Genomic DNA, 22585 nt, shown 5'->3' with positions numbered 1-22585 from the left:
CAATGGGACGCGCCGCGCGGCTGGCCGCCGGGAAACAGGGATCGGAAAATAACATCGTGGCAGAGCAGGTGAAATCGCGGCGGCGATCGACCAAGGCCGAACAGCGCGCCGACACGATGGAGCAGATTCTCGACGAGGCGGAGTATCTTTTCTCGAAACACGGCCTGCACGGCGTGACTTTGAAAGATGTGGCGAAGCGGGTTGGCGTCCACCACACCCTGTTGAATTACTATTTCGCCGACAAGAAAACGCTGTTCGACGAGGTATTCGCCCGGCGCGCCGTGATCACCAGCACGCGGCGGATGCAGGCGCTCAATGACTATGAGCAGGCGGTCGGCACCAAGCCGACGGTCGAGGGCGCGCTACGCGCGTTTCTCGACACCGACCTCGATCTTTATATCGAGGGCGGCGAGAGCTGGAAGAATTACGGCGCGCTGGGCGCGCTCGTCGCGAACTCGCCCGAATGGGGCGCCGAACTGATGGACTCGCATTTCGACCCGGTCGTGCTGCGCTTGATCGACATATTGAAAAAGGCGCTGCCCGATTGCCCGGAGAAGGATATTTTTTGGGGCTATCACTTTGTGACGGGTGCGTTGATGGTGACGCTTGCGCGCACCGGGCGGATCGACAAATTGTCGGGCGGCCTTTGTAAATCGGACGATTTCGAGGCGATCAAGGCGCGGATGGCGTCGTTCATGGCAGCGGGTTTCTTGCAAATCTGCGGCGCACCGCGGGTGCCCGCCTGAGTCGTCGCCGGATAAAGACGCGGGCCTGTGCACATCTATAATATTAACTAACGAGTGAGTGAATGGAGTAATGACATGACGGGCGAGCGGGATATGTTGCCAATGGCTGGGCGGGTGGCGATCGTAACCGGGTCGGGCGGCGGGCTCGGCCGATCGCACGCGCTGTATCTGGCCAGCCAAGGCGCGCGCGTTGTCGTCAACGATCTGGCGCTGGCCGCCGCCGAGACGGTCGTCGCCGAGATCGAGAAAAATGGCGGCGAAGCGATCGCCATTGGCGCATCGGTGACCGATGACGCGGCGATCGGCGCGCTTGTCCAGCGCACCGTCGATCGCTGGGGCCGGATCGACATATTGGTGAACAATGCGGGCATCCTGCGCGACAAAAGCTTTGCCAAGATGAGCCTGGACGATTTCCGCCTGGTGGTCGATGTCCATCTGATCGGCGCCGCGATCTGTTGCAAAGCGGTGTGGGATATCATGCGCGCGCAGCAATATGGGCGCATTCTGATGACGACGTCATCGTCGGGGCTGTGGGGCAATTTCGGCCAGGCCAATTATGGTGCGGCCAAGATGGCGCTCGTCGGGCTGATGCAGACGCTCGCGATCGAGGGGGAGAAATATGGCATCCGCGTCAACGCCCTCGCGCCGACGGCGGCGACGCAGATGACCGAAGGCGTGCTGTCCGATGCGAGCCTCGACCTCCTGGCACCCGAACTTGTCAGTCCCGCGTTGCTGGCGCTGGTCGGCGACGATGCGCCCACCCGCACGATCCTGTGCGCCGGCGCGGGCCATTTCGCGTGCGCTGACGTGACCTTGTCGAACGGCATTTTTGTCGGCGCCGGCGCCGCGGCGGGGCAGCGTCTGCTCGCCGATTGGGAACAGGTCGCCGATCGCGACGGCGCCGTTATTCCCGCCTATGGCTTTACGCAAGCCGAACGTGAGGCAGAGAGCGCGACCGCTCAGTTACAAATGCTCGCCGATCGTTGAGGCTGGCGCCCCGGTCATTGTACCGGGGTCGGCCAATACGTGTCATCGAGATCACCGCAGAGCGTCCATCGTCGCGCCGACTCGATGGTCGCGCAGTCCGACGAGTGCCGGATGAAGTACACCGCAGTTGGTACCAATGAACGAATTTGTCTCAATTCATCCTAGAAAATATGTCATTGATCGATAATCGACAAAAAGGTCCCGATAGACGCCACCGCAGCCCAAAAACTTTAGGGTGAATTTACTGGCCTTGCACATATTCTACGAGGCGTTTTATAAATAAATCAGCGCCTTATAACAGGGCTTCGAGTCTGGTTGTCCCTGCCAGACCATATATCACCAAGAGGCCACGTCCTCGCCCGCGAACGATGCGGGTTTTCAAGCCCGGGACGGCCCGGCAGCTTTGAAGGAGGCTGTCATGGCCTGGATCTATCTTACCATCGCCGGTGTGCTCGAAATCGTCTGGGCATTTTCGATGAAACAGTCGGAGGGCTTTTCAAAGCTCGGTCCGTCGCTGGTCACAATCGCCGCGATGATCGCGAGCTTTGCCTTGCTGTCGCTGTCGATGAAGTCGTTGCCGCTCGGCACCGCCTATACGATCTGGACCGGGATCGGAGCGGTCGGAGCGTTTCTTGTCGGGATTTTCGTGCTCGGCGAACAGGCGAACGCGATGCGGATCACGGCGGCCCTGTTGATTGTCGGCGGGCTGGTGCTGATGAAGATGTCGTCGCCCGCCTGATGCGCTTTCAGATCAGGATATGGCAGATGTCGGGCGTCGGGCGGACGATACCGCGCGCCAATCGCGTCAGCGCGCTTTCGTCGACCCGCGAGGTATCGGTTAGTTCGACGCGGAAACGGCCATGGAGCGCGCGGACGGTGCGTACATTCGCCGCTCCGCCCAGCGCGCCGACGATGTCGCCGGGCAGCGTGGCTTGTTCGATGTTGCCGGTGCGCTGGGGCGGCGGAGTCGCTGGCGCGGCAGCCGCGCCGCCTACCAACGCGCCGCGAATTTCCTCTGCGACGAGGTCGGCGATCGGCCCGAGCACTACCTGTGCCGCCTTTTCCGACGGGCGGATGATGCCGCGCGCGCCAAGCGCCGTCAGCGCGGCATCGTCGATCGCCGTCTGATCGGCGACGATCAACCGCAGCCGCGTCGTGCAGGCGTCGACGCTGACCAGATTGGCGGCGCCGCCAAGCGCCGCGACAAAGGCGCTGCCCCGTGCGCTGCCGGCAGATGCCAGCGCAGCCTCGGCGACCTCGCCCCGCTCGCGGCCCGGCGTCGTCAGGTCAAAACGCCGGATGAAAAAGCGGAATAGCCCGTAATAGAGCAGCGCATAGACGGCGCCGATCGGCAGCAGCAGCCACGGCCGGGTCGCAAGGCTGAAGTTCAGCACATAGTCGAACAACCCCGCCGAAAAACCAAAGCCGAGTTTGATGTCGAGCGCGTTCATCAGCGCCATCGAGGCGCCGGTCAGCAGGGCGTGGATCGCATAGAGCAACGGCGCGACGAACATGAAAGTAAACTCGATCGGTTCGGTCACTCCGGTCAGAAAGCTGGTGAAAGCCAGGCTGAAGAGCATGCCGCCGACCGCCTTGCGCCGTTCGGGCCGTGCCTCGTGATACATGGCGAGGCAGGCGGCGGGCAGGCCGAACATCATTACCGGGAAGAAACCCGACATGAACGCGCCCGCATTGGGGTCACCTGCAAAGAAGCGGCGCAAATCGCCCGTCGCGCCGCCGAAATCGCCGACGACGAACCATGCCGCATTGTTTATGATATGATGAAGTCCGGTGACGATCAGCAACCGGTTGAGTACGCCATAGACGAACAGGCCGGTGCCGCCGCTTTCGACTACGGTGTGGCTGGCGGTGTCGATCGCGCCGCTGATATGCGCAAAGCCATAGCCGAGTAGCGCGGCGAGCAGCAGTCCGGCGACGCCGCTGACAATCGGCACGAAGCGGCGGCCGCCGAAAAATGCGAGATATTCGGGCAGCGCGATCGTCGCGAAGCGGTTGTAGAAATTGCCCGCGATCAGTCCTGATAATATGCCAATCGGGACCTCGAGCTTGTCGATCTGGGTGAGCGCCCAGGTCTTCGCTGCAAGCGCCGCCGCGGCGTCGGGCAGTCCGGCGCTCACATCGGGCGGTGCGACCATGAAGGTTTGCGCGCCAGTCGTCGTGACGAGATAGCAGACCACGCCGGCGAGCGCCGCGGCGCCGTTGCCGTCACGCGCGAAGCCGACCGCGACGCCGATCGCGAACAAGATGCCAAGGTTGTCGAAAATCGCCGCGCCTGCCGCCGAAATGAAAGCGATGTCGAGCAGATCGGGCTGGCCGATGCGCAGCAGCAGTCCCGCGATCGGCAGCACTGCGATCGGCAGCATCAGCGCGCGGCCGAGCGGCTGGAGCGCTTCGAGCATCTTTCTCATCGACGTGTCTCCTCAAATGCGCGGGCGAGGGCGCGAACCTCTGCCGCCGATTTGCATTGCAGCGCGAGTTCGGCATGCGCGCGCGCTTCGATCAGGGTCAAGCTGCGCACGATCTGCTTCGCTTCGGCGACGAAGCCGGGGACCGCAGACAATTCGGTCGCACCCAGACCGATCAGGATCGGCAGCGCCGCAGGGTCTGATGCGAGTCCGCCGCACACCCCGACCCAGCGACCGCGCGCGGTCGCGAGGCGGCAGGTTTCGCCAATCATACGGAGGACCGCGGGGTGCATCGCGTCGACCCCGGCGGCGACGGCAGAATTGCCGCGGTCCATCGCCAGCACATATTGGGTGAGGTCGTTGGTGCCGATCGACAGGAAATCGGCCTCGACAGCGAGCAGGTCGGCAGTCATCGCCGCCGCGGGCGTTTCGACCATTACCCCGACTTCGACTGGCTCCGAAATCCTCAGTTCGGCGCGGAGGCGGTCGACCAGCACGCGCACTTGGCGCAGTTCGTCGATGTTTGCGACCATCGGGATCATGATCTTGCACTGACCAACGGGTTCGACGCGCAGGATCGCGCGAAGCTGCGTCTCGAGTAGCGCAGGGTTGGCGAGTGCGACGCGGATACCGCGCTGGCCGAGCGCCGGATTCTCCTCGGCTTCGATCGGGATATAGGCCGCGGGCTTGTCGCCGCCGATGTCGAGCAGGCGGATGATCACCGGCATGCCTGCCAGGGCATCGGCGATCGCCTGATAGGCGGCGTGCTGTTGATCTTCGGACGGCGCGGTGTCGCGGCCGAGGAAAAGGAATTCGCTGCGGACGAGTCCCGATCCTTCGGCGCCCTGCCTGGCGGCCAGCGTCGCATCATCGGCGGTGCCGATATTGGCGAAGATTTCGATCCGGGTGCCGTCTGCGGTCTGGCAGGCGTCGTTTGCTGCCGCCTTGGCAGCGTCGCGCCGCGCTTCGCGTTTTGCCAGCCGCGCGGTAAAGGCTTCGGCATCGGCGGGGGAGGGCGCTACCGTGAGATGGCCCATCTCGGCATCGAGCAGCAGCGGCGTGCCGTCTTCGACCGCGCTCAAGCCATCGCCCATCGCGACGATCGCGGGCAGGCCCATGCCCGCGCACAGGATCGCGACATGCGACGTCGGCCCGCCGCGCGAAAGGCAGATGCCCGCGGGCTTCGCGGCGGCGAGGGTCATAAGCTGCGACGGCAATAAATCGTCGGCGACCACGATCGCGCCGGCGGGCAGCACCGCGCCGTCGAGCGGTGTGCCGGTCAGCACCGAGAGCAGCTGGCGCTCGATATCGACCAGGTCGTCGATGCGTTCGATCAGATGCGCGTTGCCCGTTGCCCGGATCGCGTCGATCTGGTCGTGGATGGCGCCGCGCCAGGCGAAACCAGCGCTGCTTCCGTCAGCGATGCGGGTGTCGGCTCCCGCAAGCAGTTCGGGATCGTCGATCAGCGCGAGATGCGCTTGCATCACCGCCGCGACGCTGCTGCTTTCGCTGTCAGCGCGCGAAGCGATCCGGCCGCGAACATCGTTACGCGCCGCCAACAGCGCAGCGCGCTCCTCTGCGGCACCCGAGCCGTCGCGCGCCACTGCGATTTCAGCCTGCCGCAGACGGGCAGTGGGGCCTATCGCGAGCCCCGGCGAGGCGATCACGCCCCCGATCTGTCCGTCGCGCAGCGGTTCGATGGCGACGGCCGGCGCTTGTGCGGCGGCGGACGCGGCTTCACCCATATCGCTGTTCAGCAAGGCGACGATCGCGGCGAGCGCCGCCTCGGCATCGTCGCCGCGCGCTTGCACGACGACCTCATCGCCGAAACGCGTCCCGAGCGCGAGCAGCCCGACGGTGCTGCGTGCGTCCCCGCGCTTGTCGCCGTTCAGCAGATAAACCTCTGCCTCGAACCCCCGCGCCGCCTCGCCGATGCGCGCCGCGGGGCGCGCATGGATGCCGTGCGGCAGCGACAGCGTCACCTTGTGCTCGACCACCGTACCGTCGTCCGACCGGTGCCGCGTTTCGGCCTGCACGGGGACGAGGGTCATCAGTGCTTCGCACGCACCGATCGCACAGTCGATCGTGCGGCGGCTGATCGCAAAGGCTTCGGCGTTGGTCACGATCACCGGCGTGATCAGGCTGGTCGCGGCCAGCGCGACGGCATCAAGGTCGAATTGGATCAGCGGGTCGCCGCGCGCGACCTTCTGGCCGATCGCAACCAGCGAAGTGAAACCCTCGCCCTTCAACATCACGGTGTCGAGCCCGATGTGGATCAGCACCTCGGCGCCTTCAGTGCTGCGCAGCGAGATCGCATGACCGGCATCGTGCAGCGTCACCACCTCACCATCAAAGGGCGCAAAAACCGTATCACCGAGCGGCTGGATCGCGACCCCATCGCCCATCATCCGCTGCGCAAACACCGGATCGGGGACGCTGTCGAGTGCCGAGGCCCAACCTCTGAGCGGAGAGGTGATAATCAGGCTCATCGGCAATTCCTATGGTGCGGCTTGGATGAAAGTCGGCGTGGACGCGAACACCTGGGCGCCGTCGATCCATGTCGCGCGCGGCATCAGCGCGGCGTCCAGCCACGCCCAGTCGGCGCGGCGACCCGATGCGATCGCGCCGATGCGATCCTGCAACGACAGAAAAGCGGCGGGGGTCGCGCTGGCCATCGCCGATACGTCGGGTACCGGCAGGCCGGTGACCTCCACCGTCTTGCGCAGCGCCGATGCCATGTCGAGATGGGTACCGGCAAGGGTGCCGTCCTCGAAAATACAGACCCCGTCCTTCACCGCGATGCGCTTGCCTTGCAGGGTGAATTCGCTGTCGTCGGTGCCGACGCTGGGCATGGCATCGGTCACCAGCATGATGCGGTCTATCCCTTTGGCGTTCACCGCGAGGCGGACCACCGCCGGGTGGAGGTGGACGTCGTCGACGATCAGCCCGCAATATGTATCGGAATCGAACGCCGCGCCGACCGCGCCGGGTTCGCGGTGGTGCAACGGCGACATGGCGTTGAACAAATGAGTGAACCCAGAAAGCCCGGCGGCGATAGCGCGCTGCGCTTCCTCATAAGTCGCGTCGCTGTGTCCAGCGCTGACGATCACGCCATGGCTGACAAGCGTCCGAATGTCCTCGTCGTCGCAAAGTTCGGGCGCCAGCGTCAGCATTACGCGCCCGCGATGCGGTGCGGTCAGCGTGGCGAGCGTATCGGCGTCGAGGCGGCGGATCCGGTGCGCCTCATGGATGCCCCGCTTCACCTCATTGATAAACGGCCCTTCGATATGGATGCCGATCACCCCCGGCACGCCGCTTTCGATCGCGGTATCGACCGCAGCCATGGCAGCGGCGATCTGCGCCGGGGTGTTGCTGATCAGCGTCGGCAGGAAGGCGGTGGTGCCGAACCGCGCATGCGCCGCGCCGATCGCGGCAATCGCGTCGACATCGACCTGATCGTTGAACAGCACACCGCCGCCGCCATTGACCTGGGTGTCGACGAAGCCGGGGAGCAGCCAGCCACCCTCCAGATCGATCGCCTGGTCGGCGGGCTCCGTCCCGGCGCTGGTAACGGCAGTAACGACGCCGTCAGTCACGGCAATATCCGCCGCGCCGACGGCGCCGTCCGGCAGTGCGACCCAGCCGTTTTGAAAGCGATAGATCATAGCGTCTCGGTAACCTTGTTCAGATGCGGAGGCGAGTCGGGGTTGCACCCCCGCGCCAGCGCCAGCGCGCTCGCCATGCGATAAAAGCTCTGGATCATCAGGATCGGTTCGATCGCCGGATGCGCGGCGATGGCGGGAAGATCGCCAAGCCAGGGGTCGGCGAGCAGGACGGTCGCGCCGCGTCCGCGAAACTCGTCGGCGACGTCGCGCACGCTGACAGCGGTGCGGTCGCTGCCGCCCAGCGCCAGGATGTGAAAGCCCTTGCCGACGATTGTCATCGGGCCGTGACGCACTTCGGCGGCGCTGAAACATTCAGCGTGGAGGGCGGACGTCTCCTTGAACTTGAGCGCGGCCTCCTGCGCGATGCCGAGGCCGTAGCCGCGACCGAGAACAAAAAGATTCGTGGCATCGCGGTAGGCGGCGACCGCGGGGGACCAGTCGAGGGCGAAGGCGTCGGCGAGGCGGGCGGGAAGCGTATCGAGCGCATCGGTGAGCGCCGCATCTTGCGACCCATGCTGCGACCAGTGCCGCAATGGCGGCAAGCGAGCAGATATAGGATTTGGTTGCCGCCACCGAGCGTTCGACCCCGGCGGACAGCGGGATCACGACGTCGGCGAGATCGGCAAGCGGCGTGTCCGCGGCATTGATCAACGCGACGACGAAGGCACCGGCGTCGCGTTGCTGCTCGACCGCGGCAAGCAGGTCGGGGCTTTGGCCCGATTGCGAAATCGCCAGGCACAGCCGGTCACCGGTAACCGACGGAGCATCATAGAGCGACGCGATCGACAGCGCCGCGGATGCGGTCGGTGTCCCGGTCATCGTTTCGATCAGATATTTTGCATAGGTCGCAGCGTGATAGGATGAACCCCGGGCGCAGGTGACGACGACCGTCGGAGGGGAAGCGCGAAGGCGATGCGCGATGGCGGCGAACGCTTCGCGATTCGCTCCCAGCATTTGTCCGACCGCCGTCGCTGCTTCGCCAGCTTCCTGCGCCATCACCGTTTGTCGTCCGTCCAGCGCGGCGCTCAGCGTCATCCTTCTTCCCTCCGGATCGGGCGGCTCTGCGGCGCTCGATACATTGGTACTATATAGGTTATATAAAACTCATCAAGATGTATGTTCAAAAATTCCGATTTTGATGATCTGGCCCAGCGACGGCTCTTCCCTCGCGCCACTTAACGACGCGCGTGCTGCCGGGGCGTCGTGCGCTTTTCGGCAGCTAGTTCAGCCGTTGAGCTCCGCAACGACGTCATAGGCGTCGCCGCGATAATAGCTTTGGGTGAATTCGGCGGTGCGCCCGTCGGACAGAAAGCCACGCCGTTCGATGAACAGTCCGGGCATACCGGGCTCGATACCCAGAACCTCGGCTTGTTCGGCGGTGAACGCGATCGCGCGCAACCGCTGCAACGCGCGCGCGGGCAAATGACCTGCCGCCTCCAGCGCGTCATAAAGCGACGCGCCCACGGCCTCGACCGAGGGCAGGCAATAGGCCGGTATCGTGGCGTATTCGAGCGCCATCGACGTATCGTCGGCGTAGCGTATGCGGTGGAAACGATAGACGAGCGATCCCGGCGACAGACCGAGCGACAGCGCCTCTTCGGGGGTCACCGCGCCCGCAGTCTTGCTGACCCATTTGCTGGTCGGCTTGCGTCCGCGCGACACCATATCCTCCGAAAAGGAGGTGAGCTTGGAGAAGCTTTTTTCAACGCGTGGCCGGGTCACAAAGGTCCCGGCGCCGCGCCGCCGTGCGACGATGCCGTCGGCGACCAGCCCGTCGATCGCCTTGCGCACGGTGATGCGTGATACCTCGAATTCCTCGGCAAGGTCGCGTTCGGTCGGGATCGCCTCTTCGGGCTTGACCATCTGCCCGTCGATCGCACCGCGTAAAACTTTCTGCAATTGCAGATACAGCGGTGTCGGATCGTCCTTGTGGAGCGGACCCGTGCGTTCGATCAGTGACAAGGACGTTGCTCCACCTGATTGCCCCGGCGTGATGGCGATAAGACCAGTGCCGCGATGACATGTGTTGCATTGGTATCGTCGCGTCAATCTCTGTCGCGATCATTTCCGCCGAACGGGCAGGCTTGTTGCGTCGAGAATGACCGATCCAAGCTGTTGTCCGCCCCGTTCCGGTACCAATGTAGCGCGGCGTTGCGATCTTTTTGGTATTCTCGGCGTCCCGTGGAAAGGCGGGATTGTGACAGGACCAATTCGACTGCCCGCAGTCGAAGGCGTATCCGCTGAAAAGAAATGGCGGGCAGTGTCCCGTTCGACAAAAGATACTAATATAATACCAATCGAAGGCGATGAGATGAAACGAACGACAACAATAAGCCTTGAATTATGTGAGATTCCTTCGAACCTGTCCAGCCCAAAAGACATTGACCCGCTGTTTTGACCATGACAAATTAAATACAAATTTTGACGGGGAGAATATTATGCGAGCGGTGGGTTGGACGGCATTGGTCGTCGCGGCGCTGTTGGCGCCGCAGGCAAGCGCTGCCGAGACATCGCCGCAGGCGGTGCTTGACCGCTTTGCCGAAACGATAGGTTATCGGCTCGAGGTCGTCGATAACCGTCCGATCTGCCCGCCCGGCATCGACGCCTGTTTCCTGTCGACGATCACGCTGACGATCCCCGAAAATTTGCCCGATGCGCTGCCGACAGACGGCCTCTCGCTGTATTTCAGCTTCGTCAATCCGCTGCCGCTCGTCGAAAGCCACATTTTTACGCATCGGCTGGTCAACGGCGATGTCCAGCAACTGACGCTGAAGCCCGGCGTAGAGCTGCGCCCCGGCGCCAAGTATCAGGTCAAATTATGGGGTGTCGGCGCCAATTTTTCCAAGGCGTTCGCGATGCCCAACGCCTACCTGGTCGCGGATGGTCTCGAACCGCGCACGATCGCTGCGACGCGCGCCATCATTGATCCCGAGACCGGGCTGGAGCGTCTGCCCTTCGTTGGGCCGATGACCGACGAGGCAAAGCTGGCAACCAAGAGCGACGCCGACAAGACCCGATGGCTGACCGCCGAGCGCGCGTTTGCGTTGCAAGCCGAGCGACAGGCGCCCGCCGCCTCGGGGATCGCAATCCTGCCCAAACCGGTGAAGGCGATGCAGGGCAAAGGCGCGGCGGTCGACTTGCGCCAAGGTGTTGCTCTGACGCTGTCCGGTGTCGAACGGGGCGTCGTTGCACCGGCCTTGGCGGCACTCGATGTTGCCGGGAACGGCTTGCTGCCACTGACGGTCCGTATCGATGCTGCAGCCGTAACGAAGCCCGAGGGCTATGTCCTTGACGTCAAGGCATCGGGGATTGCGATCACCGCGCATGACGCGGCGGGGGCGAGCCATGCGCTGCGGTCGCTCGCCCAGCAGGCGGCGTTCGAAAATGGCAGAATGAAACCGCTGTGGGTCGAGGACGCCCCCGAATATCGTTTTCGCGGGCTGCACATCGACTTGGGTCGCAATTTCCATGGCCGCGACCAGATATTGAAACTGATCGAGGCGATGGCGGCGTACAAGCTCAACAAGCTGCACCTCCATCTGGCCGACGACGAAGGCTGGCGGATCGAGATTCCGGCGCTTCCCGAACTGGCGGAGATCGGATCGAAACGCTGTCACGATCCCACGGAGCAGACTTGCCTGTTGCCGCAACTGGGGGCGGGACCGGATGGGGCGGGGGGCGTCAACGGTTATCTGACTGCCGCCGACTATGTCGCGATCGTGCAAGCAGCGGCGGCGCGGCAGATCGAGGTCATTCCGTCGATCGACATGCCCGGCCACAGCCGCGCCGCGATCCGGGCGATGGAGGTTCGCCATGCGCGCCTGTTGGCCGCGGGCAAGGCGGAGGAGGCCGAAGCCTTCCGCCTGATCGATCCGGCGGACACGACCGAATATCGCAGCATCCAGCACTATAACGACAATACTCTCAACGTCTGCCTGCCCGCGACCTATCGCTTCGTCGACACGGTGGTCGATGCGCTCGCCGATATGCACCGCCAGGCAGGCGCGCCGCTCCATACCTTCCATCTCGGCGCCGACGAAACCGCAGGGGCGTGGGTTAAATCGCCCGCGTGTCAGGCAATGATCGCCGAAAACGGCGGCGACGGGGGCAAGCTCACCCCGCGCTTTATCGAGCGGGTGGCGAGCGGACTCGCTGCCAAGGGGCTGCGCACCGGGGGGTGGAGCGACGGGATGGGGCATACCGATCCCGCGAAGATGCCCCAAAATGTGCAAACGAACATCTGGGGTGTGCTCCACACTGGCGCCATCCGCGAGGCGCATGATCAGTTGAACCGCGGCTGGGACGTCGTGCTGTCGATTCCCGACCTTGGTTATTTCGACATGCCCTATGCCCCGCATCCCGACGAGAGCGGCTATCATTGGGCGTCGCGCGGGGTGGACGACTATCAGGTGTTCGGTTTCATGCCCGGAAATCTTCCGGCGAACGCCGCCACGATCCGCAGCACCCATGCCGAGGGCAAGGCGATCGCGGACACGCCTGTGGTTCAGCCCGGGCGCCGGATCGCAGGTATTCAGGCGCAATTGTGGAGCGAGGTGACACGCACCGATGCGCAGGTTGACTATATGCTCTTCCCGCGGCTGCTCGCGCTCGCCGAACGCGCGTGGAGCCCGGCGCCATGGACGCCCGTCTATCACGCAGGCGCCAGCTACGAATGGAACGATGCGCGCGTCAAAAGTTTGAAACTGAAAGCAGGATGGCAGGATTTCGCGGGGCGCGTTGCGGCGCAGTTGCCGATGCTCGATCGAATGGGGGTTGCCTATCGCGTCGCGCCACCCGGCGCGCGGATCGTGGGCGGGAAGCTGGAAGCGAACAGCGTCTTTCCGGGGACGGTGACTGAATATCGGATCGGTGGGGGCGACTGGACGCGCTATGGAGGGCCGGTCGCGGTCAGCGGAGCGGCCGAATTGCGCAGCCGCTCGGCCGACGGCAAGCGCGCCAGCCGGACGGTCTTGGTCGAACCCGGCCACTAACGGGCAGGTCTAGCCCAAGGCGCGGCCGAAGGTCGTGATCGTCGGCCAGTCGCCGCCGGTCTCGACGCGCGCATCGATGCCATAGACAGCACGCAGCCGCTCTGCGGTCAAAACCGTAGCGGGGGCGCCATCGGCGACGATCCGGCCTTCGTCGATCAGCAGCAGCCGGTCGCAATAGCGCGCCGCGAGGGTCAGATCGTGGAGCACCGCGATCACCAGCGCGCCGTTCGCGGCTTCGGCTTGCAGCATGTCCATAACGTCGATCTGATGCCCCGGATCTAGGCTGGCGAGCGGTTCGTCGGCGATCAGCGCTGGCGCTTCGACTGCCAGCGCCCGCGCGAACAGCACGCGGGCGCGCTCGCCGCCCGATAGTTCGGTGGCGATCCGGTTGCGCAGGTCGAGCACGTCGGCGCGTGCCATCGCGCGCTCGATCGCCGCAACGTCGGTATCGGCGATCCGCGACATGGGGGCGAGGTGCGGCAGGCGGCCGAGCCCGACCAGCCGCTCGACCGTCAGCGGCCAGTGTAGAAGCTGTCCCTGCGGCACATAGGCGATCCGCCGCGCCAGTTCTGCGCGCGGCATCGCGGCGGCATGGACGCCATCGACCAAGACCCGGCCGGTCGCCGGGACGAGCGCAAGCATCGCGCGCGCCAGCGTCGATTTGCCCGCGCCATTGGGGCCGACGATCGCGGTCAGTGTGCCGGGGCTGAACGTGGCGCTGACGTCGCTAACGACGGCGCGGCGGGCCAGCGTCACACCGACATGGTCGAGGACCAGGCTTACCATAGCCGCCGCTCCCGCATCAGATGGATCAGGAAGACCGGGACGCCCAGGAAGGCGGTGACTACACCCAGTTTCAGTTCGTTCGTCGTCGGGATGATCCGCACCCCCAAATCGGCGAGGGTGAGTAGCGCCGCCCCGCCGATCGCCGAGGGCAGCAGGATCGCCGACGGGCTACGGTCGGTCAGCGGGCGGATCAGGTGCGGCACGATCAAGCCGACAAAGCCGATCGCCCCTGCCACCGCGACCGCGCCGCCGACCCCGATCGCGGTGCCGGTCAACAGCCGCAGGCGCGTGCGTTTGAGGTCGGTGCCGAGCGCCTGCGCCGCATCTTCGCCCAGCGTCAGCGCGTCGAGCGCGCGGCCGTTCCACAATAACATCGTCATTCCGATCGCGATACAGGGCAGCGCGATCCACACATGGCTGAACGACCGATTCTCTAGGCTGCCAAGCAGCCAGGTCATGATCTCCATCGCTGCAAAGGGATTGGGCGACAGGTTGAGCGCCAGGCTGGTTCCCGCGACCGCCAGCGTGCCGACGGCAATGCCGGCAAGGATCAAGGTCAGCGGGCTTTCGGCCTTGCCCGCCAGTATGAAGAGCAAAGCGAGCGACACGAGCGCTCCGCCCGTTGCGAGCAGCGGCAATATGATCGGATGAATTTCGGCCAGACCGAAATAGATCGCCGCCACCCCGCCGAGCGCCGCTGCGTTCGACGTGCCGAGCACCGAGGGTTCTGCGAGCGGGTTGCGCAGATAGCCCTGCAACGCCGCCCCCGCGAGCCCGAGCATCGCGCCGACCGCGAGCGCGAGAATTGTGCGCGGCAGGCGGAGGTCGAAAAGGATGATCGACGCGACCTTGTCGTTGCTGCCCATCGCAGCATCGATGAGACGCGCGACCGACAGGTCGACCGCGCCGAACAACAACGACGCGATCGCCGCAACGAGCGTGAGAGCAGACAGCGCTGTTATCAACGACCAGCGGGGCAGGGCAAAATGGCTCATGCGCCTCTTCTTTCGCGTATCGCAACCTGGGCCGCTATGCTGCGCGCCGCCTGGGTGTAGGCAGGGCTGCCGCAAACCGTCCATGCCTGCGGCACGCTGATCCGCGGAATGTCCTTCAACGCCGGATGGTGCAGCATTTCGCTCCCCTGATCGGTCACCTTGTCGGTCGCGCTTTCGACGATCAGATAATCGGGCTGGGCCGCGACCATCTCCTCAATGCTGAGCTGCGACAGCGGCGGCTTACCAAGCTTGCCCGCGAGGTTGGTCAGCCCGACGCGCGTCATCAGTTCGTCGATCAGCGTCCCGGTGCCGGTCATATAGCCGCGCCGTTGGTAATAGGCGGCGACACGTCCACGTCCGGGTTTGGGCAGGCCCGCGAGTTCGCCTTGCATCCGTGCGATCAGCGCCGCGCCGCGTTCGGGATGGCCGACAGCGACGGCTGTCTGGCGGATGGAGACATAGATTTCGTCGAGCGTGTTCGCGGTGTCGAGGTCGAGCAGCGGATAGCTCTGCTCGGGCAGCGCACGGAGCGCCGCGCTGCGGCTTGCGGGCATGCCAATGATCAGGTCGGGCTCGATCGCCAATATCTGCTCTGCCGAATTGCTGAGCAAAGGCAGTCCGCGCGCCTTCGCCGCTTCGCCCGACATTTCCAAGTCGGTGGCATTTTTCGTCAGCCCCGCGATCTGGCCGCGGTCGGCGAGCGCAAGCACAAGCTGATCGGCGCACAGGTTGATCGACACGATGCGCTGCGGAACGGCGGGCGTCTTTGCTGGCGTTGCAGTCGAGGCCGCCCATAGCGCCGCGCCGCCGCCGAGCAGCGCCGCAAGCGCCAACGGGCCGCGCCGCCGCATCAGAACTCGATCCCCGCCTGCGCTTTGACATTCTGTTCGCGGAACGGATGCTTCACCTGCGCCATTTCGGTCACCAGATCGGCGGCGTCGATCAGCGTCTGCGGCGCGTTGCGGCCCGTAATGATGACATGCGTCATTGCCGGCTTGGCGGCGAGGGCATCGAGCACCTCATCGACCGGCAGATAATCATAGCGCAGCACGATGTTGAGCTCGTCGGCAATCACCATCGCGTAGGAGGGATCGGCGATCATCCGTTTGACCTCGTCCCATGCCGTGCGGGTGACCGCGATGTCGCGCGCCCGGTCCTGGGTGTCCCAGGTGAAGCCTTCGCCCATCGGCTTGAATTCAACGAGGTCGGGAAAGCGGTCGAACACCGCCTTCTCGCCCGTCGCCATCGCGCCCTTCACGAACTGGACGACGCCGACCTTCATGTCATGACCGATCGCGCGGATCGCCATACCCAGCGCTGCCGAGGTCTTGCCCTTGCCGGGACCGGTGTGGACGATGACCAGCCCCTTTTCGACCGTCTTCGCCGCGACCTTCTTGTTCTGCGCCGCCTGAATCTTCTTCATCTTCGCTGCATGTTCCGCGTCGGTGCGGGCTTTCATCAGAAACGCGCCCGCACGCCGCCATAAGCGGCGCGGCCATAGGTGCCAAAGCCCGCCGCGGTGGCGTAATCCGCGTCGAACAGATTGTCGACGCGGCCATAAATCTCGAAGTTCCCACCGACGGGCAGGGACGCGCGAATGCCCGCGAGCGCATAGCCGTCGAGTCGCACGCTGTTGGCTGCGTCGTCAAAGCTGTCACCGACCAGCGTCACCGTCGCGCCGGTCGACAGGCCGAACGACCAGTCATAATCCGCCGAAACGCTGACGGCCTGTTCTGCACGGCGCGGCAGGCGCTTGCCGTCGAACGCCAGCCGCCCCGACCGGTCGCGCGCATCGATATAGCTGTAGGATGCGGTGACGTTCAGCGCATCGACGGGACGCAGGGCCAGCGTCGCTTCGACGCCTTTGGCGCGGGTGCGGTCGATATTGCCATAGGTGAAGGTGGCATTGTCATAATTGATCTGATCGGTGGTGTTGCGCAGGAATGCGGTGAGCGAAATCAGCGCGCGGCCGTCGGCGAGGCTCTGGTCGATGCCGGCATCATAGCTTTTCGATCGTTCGGGGCGCAGCGCCGCGTTGCCGCTGAACGCATCATAGAGCTGGTAAAGCGAAGGCGCTTTGAACCCCTCGCCATAACTCAACCGGACATTGGTCGCGCCGTCGTTGGGCGAATAATTGGCGTTGGCGCCCAGCGTCGTCGCGCCGCCGAACTGGCTGTGATCGTCGTGGCGGATGCCCCCGGTGACCGACAGACCCGCGAAGGGCTGGACGATGGCCAGCGCATAGACGCTGTCGATATTGGCGCGCTGGCTGTCGGTCGATCCAAAGCCGAAGAAATCATAATCGGGGCGCTCATGCTCATATCCGAAGATCAGCTTGGCCTGCTCCACGGGGGTGACGACGCCCTGATATTCGAAGCGTAGGTTGGTACCCGAATAGCCATAATCGGGCGCGGTGCCGCGGACGAAATAATAATCGCGGTCGTTGCGGAGATAGGTGAGAGCGGCACGGCTCGTAAAACGTCCGTCTAACAGGCCGAGGTTCAGCCCTGCATAGCCAACATATTGGTCGAGCTTCGCAATGTCGGGGCTGTCGGCGGGAGCGCCGAAGAAGCTGTCATAATCGAGGTCGGCGTTGATATAATAACCGCGCAGGTCAAGGCTGAGCGCGTCGCTGAACGCGATCTTGAGCCGCGCGTTGCCAGCGAAATTTTTATAGCCGTCCTTTTCGGTGCCCACCGCCGCCGACGAAATGCCATCGGTGCGGAAATAGGCGCCGCCGATGCCGCCTGATACGCGTCCGGCGGTGCCCGACACGTCGGCCTTGGCGGTGAGCGTGTCGCTGTAGCCATATTCGGCCGATGCATTACCGGCGAAGCCGTCGGCAGGAGTGGCGGTCGTAAGGCTGACGACCCCGCCGATCGCCTGACTGCCATGCACGACCGAGTTAGAACCGCGAAGCACCTCGATCCGGCTGATGTTGCCGGTGAGCAAATGGCCGAAATCATAACCGTCGCCGATCCCGCTCGGGTCGTTGACCTTCACGCCGTCGATCAGCACCAAAGTCTGCGTCGTTTCGGCGCCGCGCAGCGATATGCCCGAGACCGAACCGGTGCTGCCGGTGCGGCTGAACCGGACGCTCGGCGTGGTGGCGAGCAGGTCGACGACATCGACCGTCTGACGCTTTTCGATCGTGTCGGCGTCGATGATCGTGATCGCCTGACCGACTTCATCGCGCGATTGCTCGATGCCCGACGCGGTGACGACGATATCGTCGGTGGTTTGGGCAAGGGCCGGCGTCGCAGTCGCCAAGGCCAACAAGGAAATGGTCGCAAATTTCAACATGGGAAACCCCCGCACGCCGGCAACGAAGGCGGAGCCTGCCGATGCGCGGACGCGATCGACCCATGCTGGCGTCGCAAGTGGCGTAAAGGCCTGCAACCCCGGCACCGAAGCGGCTCCAGCCGCTTGGTCGTCGCTCGACGGAATTTCCGTGCCGCGGCCTTTCCCTGGGCCTTGGCATTGAGCGACCCACGCCGGCAGGTCTCCTGGCTCGCGGGTCAGGGCTTGATACACGCCTTCCCAGGTTACCCCAGTGGCTGATCCGAAAGCTTCGGACCGGTACATCTCGCTCGCCGCTTACAGTTGCAGGGACAGCCTCGGCTTCGCGGTTTCGTGACGAACCCGCTTACCGCGTTCCCATTTTAAGCCCTTTCGGGCACCGGTGCGATCATGCGCAGGGAAGACCCCGCACGCGCGGCACATAGCGCAACCGAGCTTTTGCGCAATCGGGAATCACCGAACTTGATCCTCCCTGTCGCGGAGCGATGGGGAGGGGGACCGTTCGCGAAGCGAATGGTGGAGGGGCCGCGACGGCAGCGCCAAAGCCCCTCCGTCAGCGCTTCGCGCTGCCACCTCCCCATGGCTTCGCCACAGGGAGGATCAATACTAGACGATCCGCTCGACCACCATCGCCGCGCCAACCCCCATCGCGCCGGTCAACACGACCAGCCCATAACGGCCCTCGCACGCGTCAAGCGCGTCGAGCAAGGTCGAGGTCAGGATCGCGCCGCTCGCGCCCATCGGATGCCCCTTCGCCAGATGCCCGCCGCTGACGTTGACGCGCGCCGGGTCGGCGCCGCGGTCACGCAGGAATTTGACGATGGTGACGGCAAAGGCTTCCATGAACTCGATCCGGTCGAGATCGGCAAGAGTCAGCCCGGCGCGCGCCAGCACCTTGTCCATCGCGGCAAAACCCGCGGTCAGCGAAGCCGCCGGATCTCCACCGCTTTCGGCAAAGGCGACAACGCGGGCACGCGGATTACCCAGCCCTTCGCCACCGATCAGCGCGAGGCCCGCACCGTCGCAGATCGGCGGCGCATGGGCGATACTGTGCAGCGGTTCGAAGGTCGCGCCCTCGAGCGCGCTGGCATATTGCTGCTGCAACGCGCCGAACGCAGGCGGCGCCGCGGCGAGCGACTCCGCGGTCGTTTGCGGCCGGATGCATTCTTCCCCAGTCAGCGGCCCGGTGGCGATCCGCGATTTCTGGAGCGCGCTATCGGTTTCGGCTGCGCCTGCCTTCTGCTGTGAGGCGAGCGCGATGGCGTCGAGATCGGCGCGGGTGATGCCCTCGGCGTTTGCAAGCCGATCGGCGGCGAGTACCGGCGGCACAAAGCGCGCCCGCGGTGGCAGCTCGTCATTCGTATAGAAGCCCGCCCGATCGCTCAGAAACGACGCTCCGCTCATCGATTCAACCCCGCCCGCAAGGATGCATCTCACTTCGCCGCTCGCAACCTTTGCGATCGCCTGGCCGATCGCCGACAGGCCCGAAGCGCAATAATTGTTGATGCTCTGCGCCGCCGTCGCGTCGGGCAAGTCCGCGTGCAGCTTCGCCAGCATCGCGATATGCCCGCCCTGCGCCCCACTCTGGGTAACGCAGCCAAGCAGCAGCGCGTCAGGATTGCGCGCAACATCGCCGCAGCGTTCGGCCAGCGCCGCGATCTGCTGGCGCACCAGCTCCTGCGGGCTCAACCCGGCCAGACCGCCATCGGGTCGCGCCTTGCCGCGCGGGGTACGCACCGCGTCATAAAGATAGACGTCCGCCAAATCAGACGCCGACGACGAAGCTGACCGCCGTCGTCGCACTACCCCCGACATTGAACGTCGCGAAATTCCTGGCGCCCTCGACCTGATAGTCGCCGGCATTGCCGGTGACTTGCCGCCAGCTGTCGAGCATCATCCGTACCCCCGTCGCGCCGACCGGATGGCCGAGCCCGATCAGCCCGCCCGACGGGTTGACCGGCAATTTTCCGCCGAGCGCAATCGTTCCGTCCTCGATCGCGCGCCAGCTTTCGCCCGGCGGCGTAATCCCGAAATGGTCGATCGCCATATATTCGGTGATCGAGAAACAGTCGTGAACTTCGACCCCGTCGCAGGCATAGACATCGGGCATTTCGGCGCGGCGCAGCGCGTCCATCATCGCCTTGCGCACGCTCGGGAAGACATAAGGTTCGCCGCGGCTGCCCGCGACCTTGGTCGAATAGAGCAAAGGCGCGGTCGAGTGGCCCCAACCCTTGATTCGCGGAATGCTGTCGATCGCAATCCCGCGCCGCTTGGCATAGGCTTCGGCGACTTCGCGTGACGCCAGAAAGATCGCTGCCGCGCCGTCGGTGACCTGCCCGCAATCGGATTTGCGCAGGCTCCCCTCGATCAGCGGATTGACCTCGTCATTCTCGCCCAGATGATCGTCGGTGACCGCCCAGCCGCGCGTCTGCGAGTTCGGATTCTTCTTCGCATTGGCGAAATTGTTGGCGGAAATGCCGCGCAGGTGCGCACGGTCGAGCCCGAAGCGCTCGTCATATTCCTCGGCAACGCGCGCGAACATCCACGGCCACAAATAGCGCGCCTCCTGCGCCTCGCGCCCCGCCCATGCCGCGGCGCCTAGATATTCGGCGGCGCGCTGGCCGGGCACGTTGCGCATCAGCTCGATGCCAAGGACGAGCGCGAGGCCATAGCGTTCGGCCTCGATCTCGGCCGCAGCCGCGAGGATCGCGATGCTGCCCGAGGCGCAGGCCGCCTCGTGGCGCGACGCCGGCACGCCCGCGAGGTCGGGGTGGACATGGCCGAAGAAGCCGCCCAGCTGGCCTTGCCCCGCGAACAATTCGCCGACGAAATTGCCGACATGCGCGGTTTCGACCTCTTTGGGTTCGATGCCGGTCGCGGCGAACGCCGCCTCGGCAACGTCGCGGAACAGTTCGAACAGGCCGCCACCCTCGCGCTCCATATTGCGCGCGAAATCGCTCTGCGCGCCGCCGAGGATGAACACGTCCTTCGCCATATCAGGCTTCCTTTTCCAAAGTCGCGATGGCCAGATCGCGTACTTCGCTGCGCATGACCTTGTTGGTGACGTTGCGCGGCAGCGCGTCGAAGCGGAACAGGCGTTCGGGCAGTTTGAACACCGCGAGGTCCTGTTCGCGAAGGTAATCAGCCACCTCGCCAACCCCGACATCGTCGGCGCCGCGCGGCACATAGGCGAGGCCGATGCGCTCGCCCATTGTGGGGTCGGGCAGCGAAAAGACACACGCCTCGGCCAGCAGCGGATGCCCGCCGAGCAACTGGTCGATCTCTTCGGGCGAGATGTTCACGCCGCCGCGGATGATCAGATCCTTGCAGCGCCCGACAAAGCGATAGAAGTCGCCGCCCTCGGCGATCTCAAACAAGTCGCCGGTGCGGAACCAGCCGTCGTCGGTGAAGGCCTCGGCGGTGCGCTCCGCGGCGTTGTGATAGCCTTCGAACAAGGTCGGCCCGCGGATTTGCAACTCGCCCGACACGCCGTCCACCTCGATCGGATCGCCGCCAGCTGGCGGGACGAGACGGCTTTCGATGTTCGGCGCGCGGCCCTCGCCATAGGGTCGCTGGTACGTGCCGCGGCGCGGGAACAGGCTCGCGCGCTTGTCGGGGTCAGGCATATCCTCTTCGCCGGTGATAAAGCTCATCCCCTCGTTCGATCCGAAGACATTGACGATGATGATACCCAGTTTTTCCTGAAACCCGCGCACCATCGCGGGCGCCAACGGCGCCGATCCTGACGCGATAACGCGCAGGCTCGACAGGTCGACCGACGCCAGCAACGCCTCGTTCTGCAACAGCATGTTGAGCACCGCGGGCGGCGCGATCGTCAAGCTGGGTCGTTCGGTTGCGATCTGTTTCAGATAGATCGCGGGATCGAACGGATGATGCAGCACCATCGTCCCCGCGCTGGTTAGCCAGCACATCGTGATGCCGCCGATGCTCGCCATGTTGATGAGCGGGAAGGGGTTCAGGAGCACATCGCCCGGCCCGACCTTCATCGCCTCATATCCCGCGGCCGCGACCGCGATCCAGTGGTTGTGGCTGCGCGGCACGCCCTTCGGGACGCCGGTGGTGCCTGAGGTCCAGCAGATCGTGAAGATGTCGTCGGCATCGACCGGGTTGGCGGCAGCATGGGCGGCGAGGGCGTCGGCGTCTCCCCCTGCGGTCGAGAGGTCGAGCGCATGGGCGGGTGCATCGGGGCCGAAGGTCATCAGCGCTACAACGCCCAGCAACGGCGCAGCGACGCCGACATGGTCGCAGCCCTTGACCTGCGTGGCGCAAACGAACGCTTTCGGTTCGACAATGCCGATCATGCCTTTGAGTTCGTGGCTGCGATATTGCACCGCCGCCGGGCTGACGATCGCGCCGATCTTCGCCGCCGCGAAATAGAGCGCCACGAACTCGCTGATGTTCGGAAGCTGGACCAGCAGCACATCGTCCTTGCCGATTCCGGCGGCGACGAGCGCGCCTGCGAGCCGGTCGATCTCTGCGGCCAGTCCGGCGTAATTCAGGCGTTGCGGCTCGCCGAAAGCGAAGTCGCCGCGATTGGGCGCATCGACGAGCGCAAGCCGCTCGGGATGCGTCGCTGCATTTGCCGCGAACAGGTCGGCGAAGGTCTGATCGCCCCACCAGCCGCTTGCGCGATGCTGCTGCCTTTTATCCTCTCCCGCTGCAATCATC

General features: G+C 64.8%; 17 protein-coding genes, 1 pseudogene and 1 riboswitch. Of the genes and pseudogenes, 5 read left to right on the top strand and 13 right to left on the bottom strand.

Annotated elements, in window-relative coordinates; translation table 11 throughout:
* The first annotated feature begins 2 nt into the window (after positions 1 to 2).
* The 3 genes from ACQY6T_RS01995 to ACQY6T_RS01985 all read left to right on the top strand — a co-directional run bounded on the left by ACQY6T_RS01995 (position 3) and on the right by ACQY6T_RS01985 (position 2472).
* Positions 3 to 746, top strand: coding sequence for a TetR/AcrR family transcriptional regulator (locus ACQY6T_RS01995; protein ID WP_428627817.1), 744 nt, complete (start codon positions 3 to 5; stop codon positions 744 to 746).
* A gap of 75 nt (positions 747 to 821) precedes the next feature.
* Positions 822 to 1733: an SDR family NAD(P)-dependent oxidoreductase gene (locus ACQY6T_RS01990; protein WP_428627815.1), complete on the top strand. Its 912-nt coding sequence runs from the start codon at positions 822 to 824 to the stop codon at positions 1731 to 1733.
* A 418-nt stretch (positions 1734 to 2151) separates the two neighbouring features.
* Positions 2152 to 2472, top strand: coding sequence for a DMT family transporter (locus ACQY6T_RS01985; RefSeq protein ID WP_428627814.1), 321 nt, complete (start codon positions 2152 to 2154; stop codon positions 2470 to 2472).
* Between the two features lie 7 nt (positions 2473 to 2479).
* Here the strand turns inward: ACQY6T_RS01985 and nagE are convergent, their stop codons facing one another.
* The 5 genes and pseudogenes from nagE to ACQY6T_RS01960 form a co-directional block, all read right to left on the bottom strand.
* Positions 2480 to 4162 carry an N-acetylglucosamine-specific PTS transporter subunit IIBC gene (gene nagE, locus ACQY6T_RS01980; protein WP_428627812.1) on the bottom strand — a complete coding sequence of 561 codons (1683 nt, stop codon included), beginning with the start codon at positions 4160 to 4162 and terminating at the stop codon, positions 2480 to 2482.
* Positions 4159 to 6648: a phosphoenolpyruvate--protein phosphotransferase gene (ptsP, locus tag ACQY6T_RS01975; RefSeq protein ID WP_428627809.1), complete on the bottom strand. Its 2490-nt coding sequence runs from the start codon at positions 6646 to 6648 to the stop codon at positions 4159 to 4161. Before ptsP ends, nagE begins: the two co-directional genes overlap by 4 nt.
* A gap of 9 nt (positions 6649 to 6657) precedes the next feature.
* A complete protein-coding gene (gene nagA, locus ACQY6T_RS01970; protein WP_428627806.1) occupies positions 6658 to 7824 on the bottom strand; it encodes an N-acetylglucosamine-6-phosphate deacetylase in 1167 nt (388 codons plus the stop codon).
* Positions 7821 to 8859 (bottom strand): annotated as a pseudogene (locus ACQY6T_RS01965) (SIS domain-containing protein). Before ACQY6T_RS01965 ends, nagA begins: the two are co-directional and overlap by 4 nt.
* A gap of 189 nt (positions 8860 to 9048) precedes the next feature.
* Positions 9049 to 9786, bottom strand: coding sequence for a GntR family transcriptional regulator (locus tag ACQY6T_RS01960; RefSeq protein ID WP_428627805.1), 738 nt, complete (start codon positions 9784 to 9786; stop codon positions 9049 to 9051).
* A 136-nt stretch (positions 9787 to 9922) separates the two neighbouring features.
* Here ACQY6T_RS01960 and ACQY6T_RS01955 point away from each other — a divergent pair, with 136 nt between their 5' ends.
* Together ACQY6T_RS01955 and ACQY6T_RS01950 are read left to right on the top strand one after the other, a co-directional pair.
* Positions 9923 to 10222, top strand: a complete 300-nt coding sequence (locus ACQY6T_RS01955; RefSeq protein ID WP_428627802.1) for a hypothetical protein — start codon at positions 9923 to 9925, stop codon at positions 10220 to 10222.
* A 40-nt stretch (positions 10223 to 10262) separates the two neighbouring features.
* Positions 10263 to 12815 carry a family 20 glycosylhydrolase gene (locus ACQY6T_RS01950; RefSeq protein WP_428627800.1) on the top strand — a complete coding sequence of 851 codons (2553 nt, stop codon included), beginning with the start codon at positions 10263 to 10265 and terminating at the stop codon, positions 12813 to 12815.
* Positions 12816 to 12824: 9 nt separating this feature from the next.
* On the opposite strand, the gene ACQY6T_RS01945 is transcribed toward ACQY6T_RS01950, so the two are convergent.
* From ACQY6T_RS01945 to ACQY6T_RS01910, 8 genes are all read right to left on the bottom strand, one after another.
* Complete coding sequence (locus ACQY6T_RS01945) at positions 12825 to 13601, bottom strand: ABC transporter ATP-binding protein (protein WP_428627798.1); 777 nt, start codon at positions 13599 to 13601, stop codon at positions 12825 to 12827.
* Positions 13595 to 14596: a FecCD family ABC transporter permease gene (locus ACQY6T_RS01940; protein ID WP_428627795.1), complete on the bottom strand. Its 1002-nt coding sequence runs from the start codon at positions 14594 to 14596 to the stop codon at positions 13595 to 13597. Before ACQY6T_RS01940 ends, ACQY6T_RS01945 begins: the two co-directional genes overlap by 7 nt.
* Entirely contained in the window at positions 14593 to 15447 is an 855-nt protein-coding gene (locus ACQY6T_RS01935; RefSeq protein WP_428627792.1) for an ABC transporter substrate-binding protein, read from the bottom strand. Before ACQY6T_RS01935 ends, ACQY6T_RS01940 begins: the two co-directional genes overlap by 4 nt.
* Positions 15447 to 16055, bottom strand: coding sequence for a cob(I)yrinic acid a,c-diamide adenosyltransferase (cobO, locus tag ACQY6T_RS01930; RefSeq protein ID WP_428627791.1), 609 nt, complete (start codon positions 16053 to 16055; stop codon positions 15447 to 15449). Before cobO ends, ACQY6T_RS01935 begins: the two co-directional genes overlap by 1 nt.
* Entirely contained in the window at positions 16055 to 17899 is a 1845-nt protein-coding gene (locus tag ACQY6T_RS01925) for a TonB-dependent receptor plug domain-containing protein (protein ID WP_428627789.1), read from the bottom strand. Before ACQY6T_RS01925 ends, cobO begins: the two co-directional genes overlap by 1 nt.
* 176 nt (positions 17900 to 18075) lie before the next feature.
* Positions 18076 to 18295, bottom strand: a riboswitch (cobalamin riboswitch).
* Positions 18296 to 18502: 207 nt separating this feature from the next.
* A complete protein-coding gene (locus ACQY6T_RS01920; protein WP_428627786.1) occupies positions 18503 to 19660 on the bottom strand; it encodes an acetyl-CoA C-acyltransferase in 1158 nt (385 codons plus the stop codon).
* A gap of 1 nt (position 19661) precedes the next feature.
* Positions 19662 to 20891: an acetyl-CoA acetyltransferase gene (locus ACQY6T_RS01915; RefSeq protein WP_428627784.1), complete on the bottom strand. Its 1230-nt coding sequence runs from the start codon at positions 20889 to 20891 to the stop codon at positions 19662 to 19664.
* A gap of 1 nt (position 20892) precedes the next feature.
* Entirely contained in the window at positions 20893 to 22584 is a 1692-nt protein-coding gene (locus ACQY6T_RS01910; RefSeq protein WP_428627783.1) for a class I adenylate-forming enzyme family protein, read from the bottom strand.
* Position 22585 lies beyond the last annotated feature (1 nt).

It is taken from the genome of Sphingopyxis sp., assembly GCF_965279725.1.
Lineage (GTDB): Bacteria > Pseudomonadota > Alphaproteobacteria > Sphingomonadales > Sphingomonadaceae > Sphingopyxis.
This window is presented reverse-complemented; position numbering and strand designations above follow the sequence as displayed.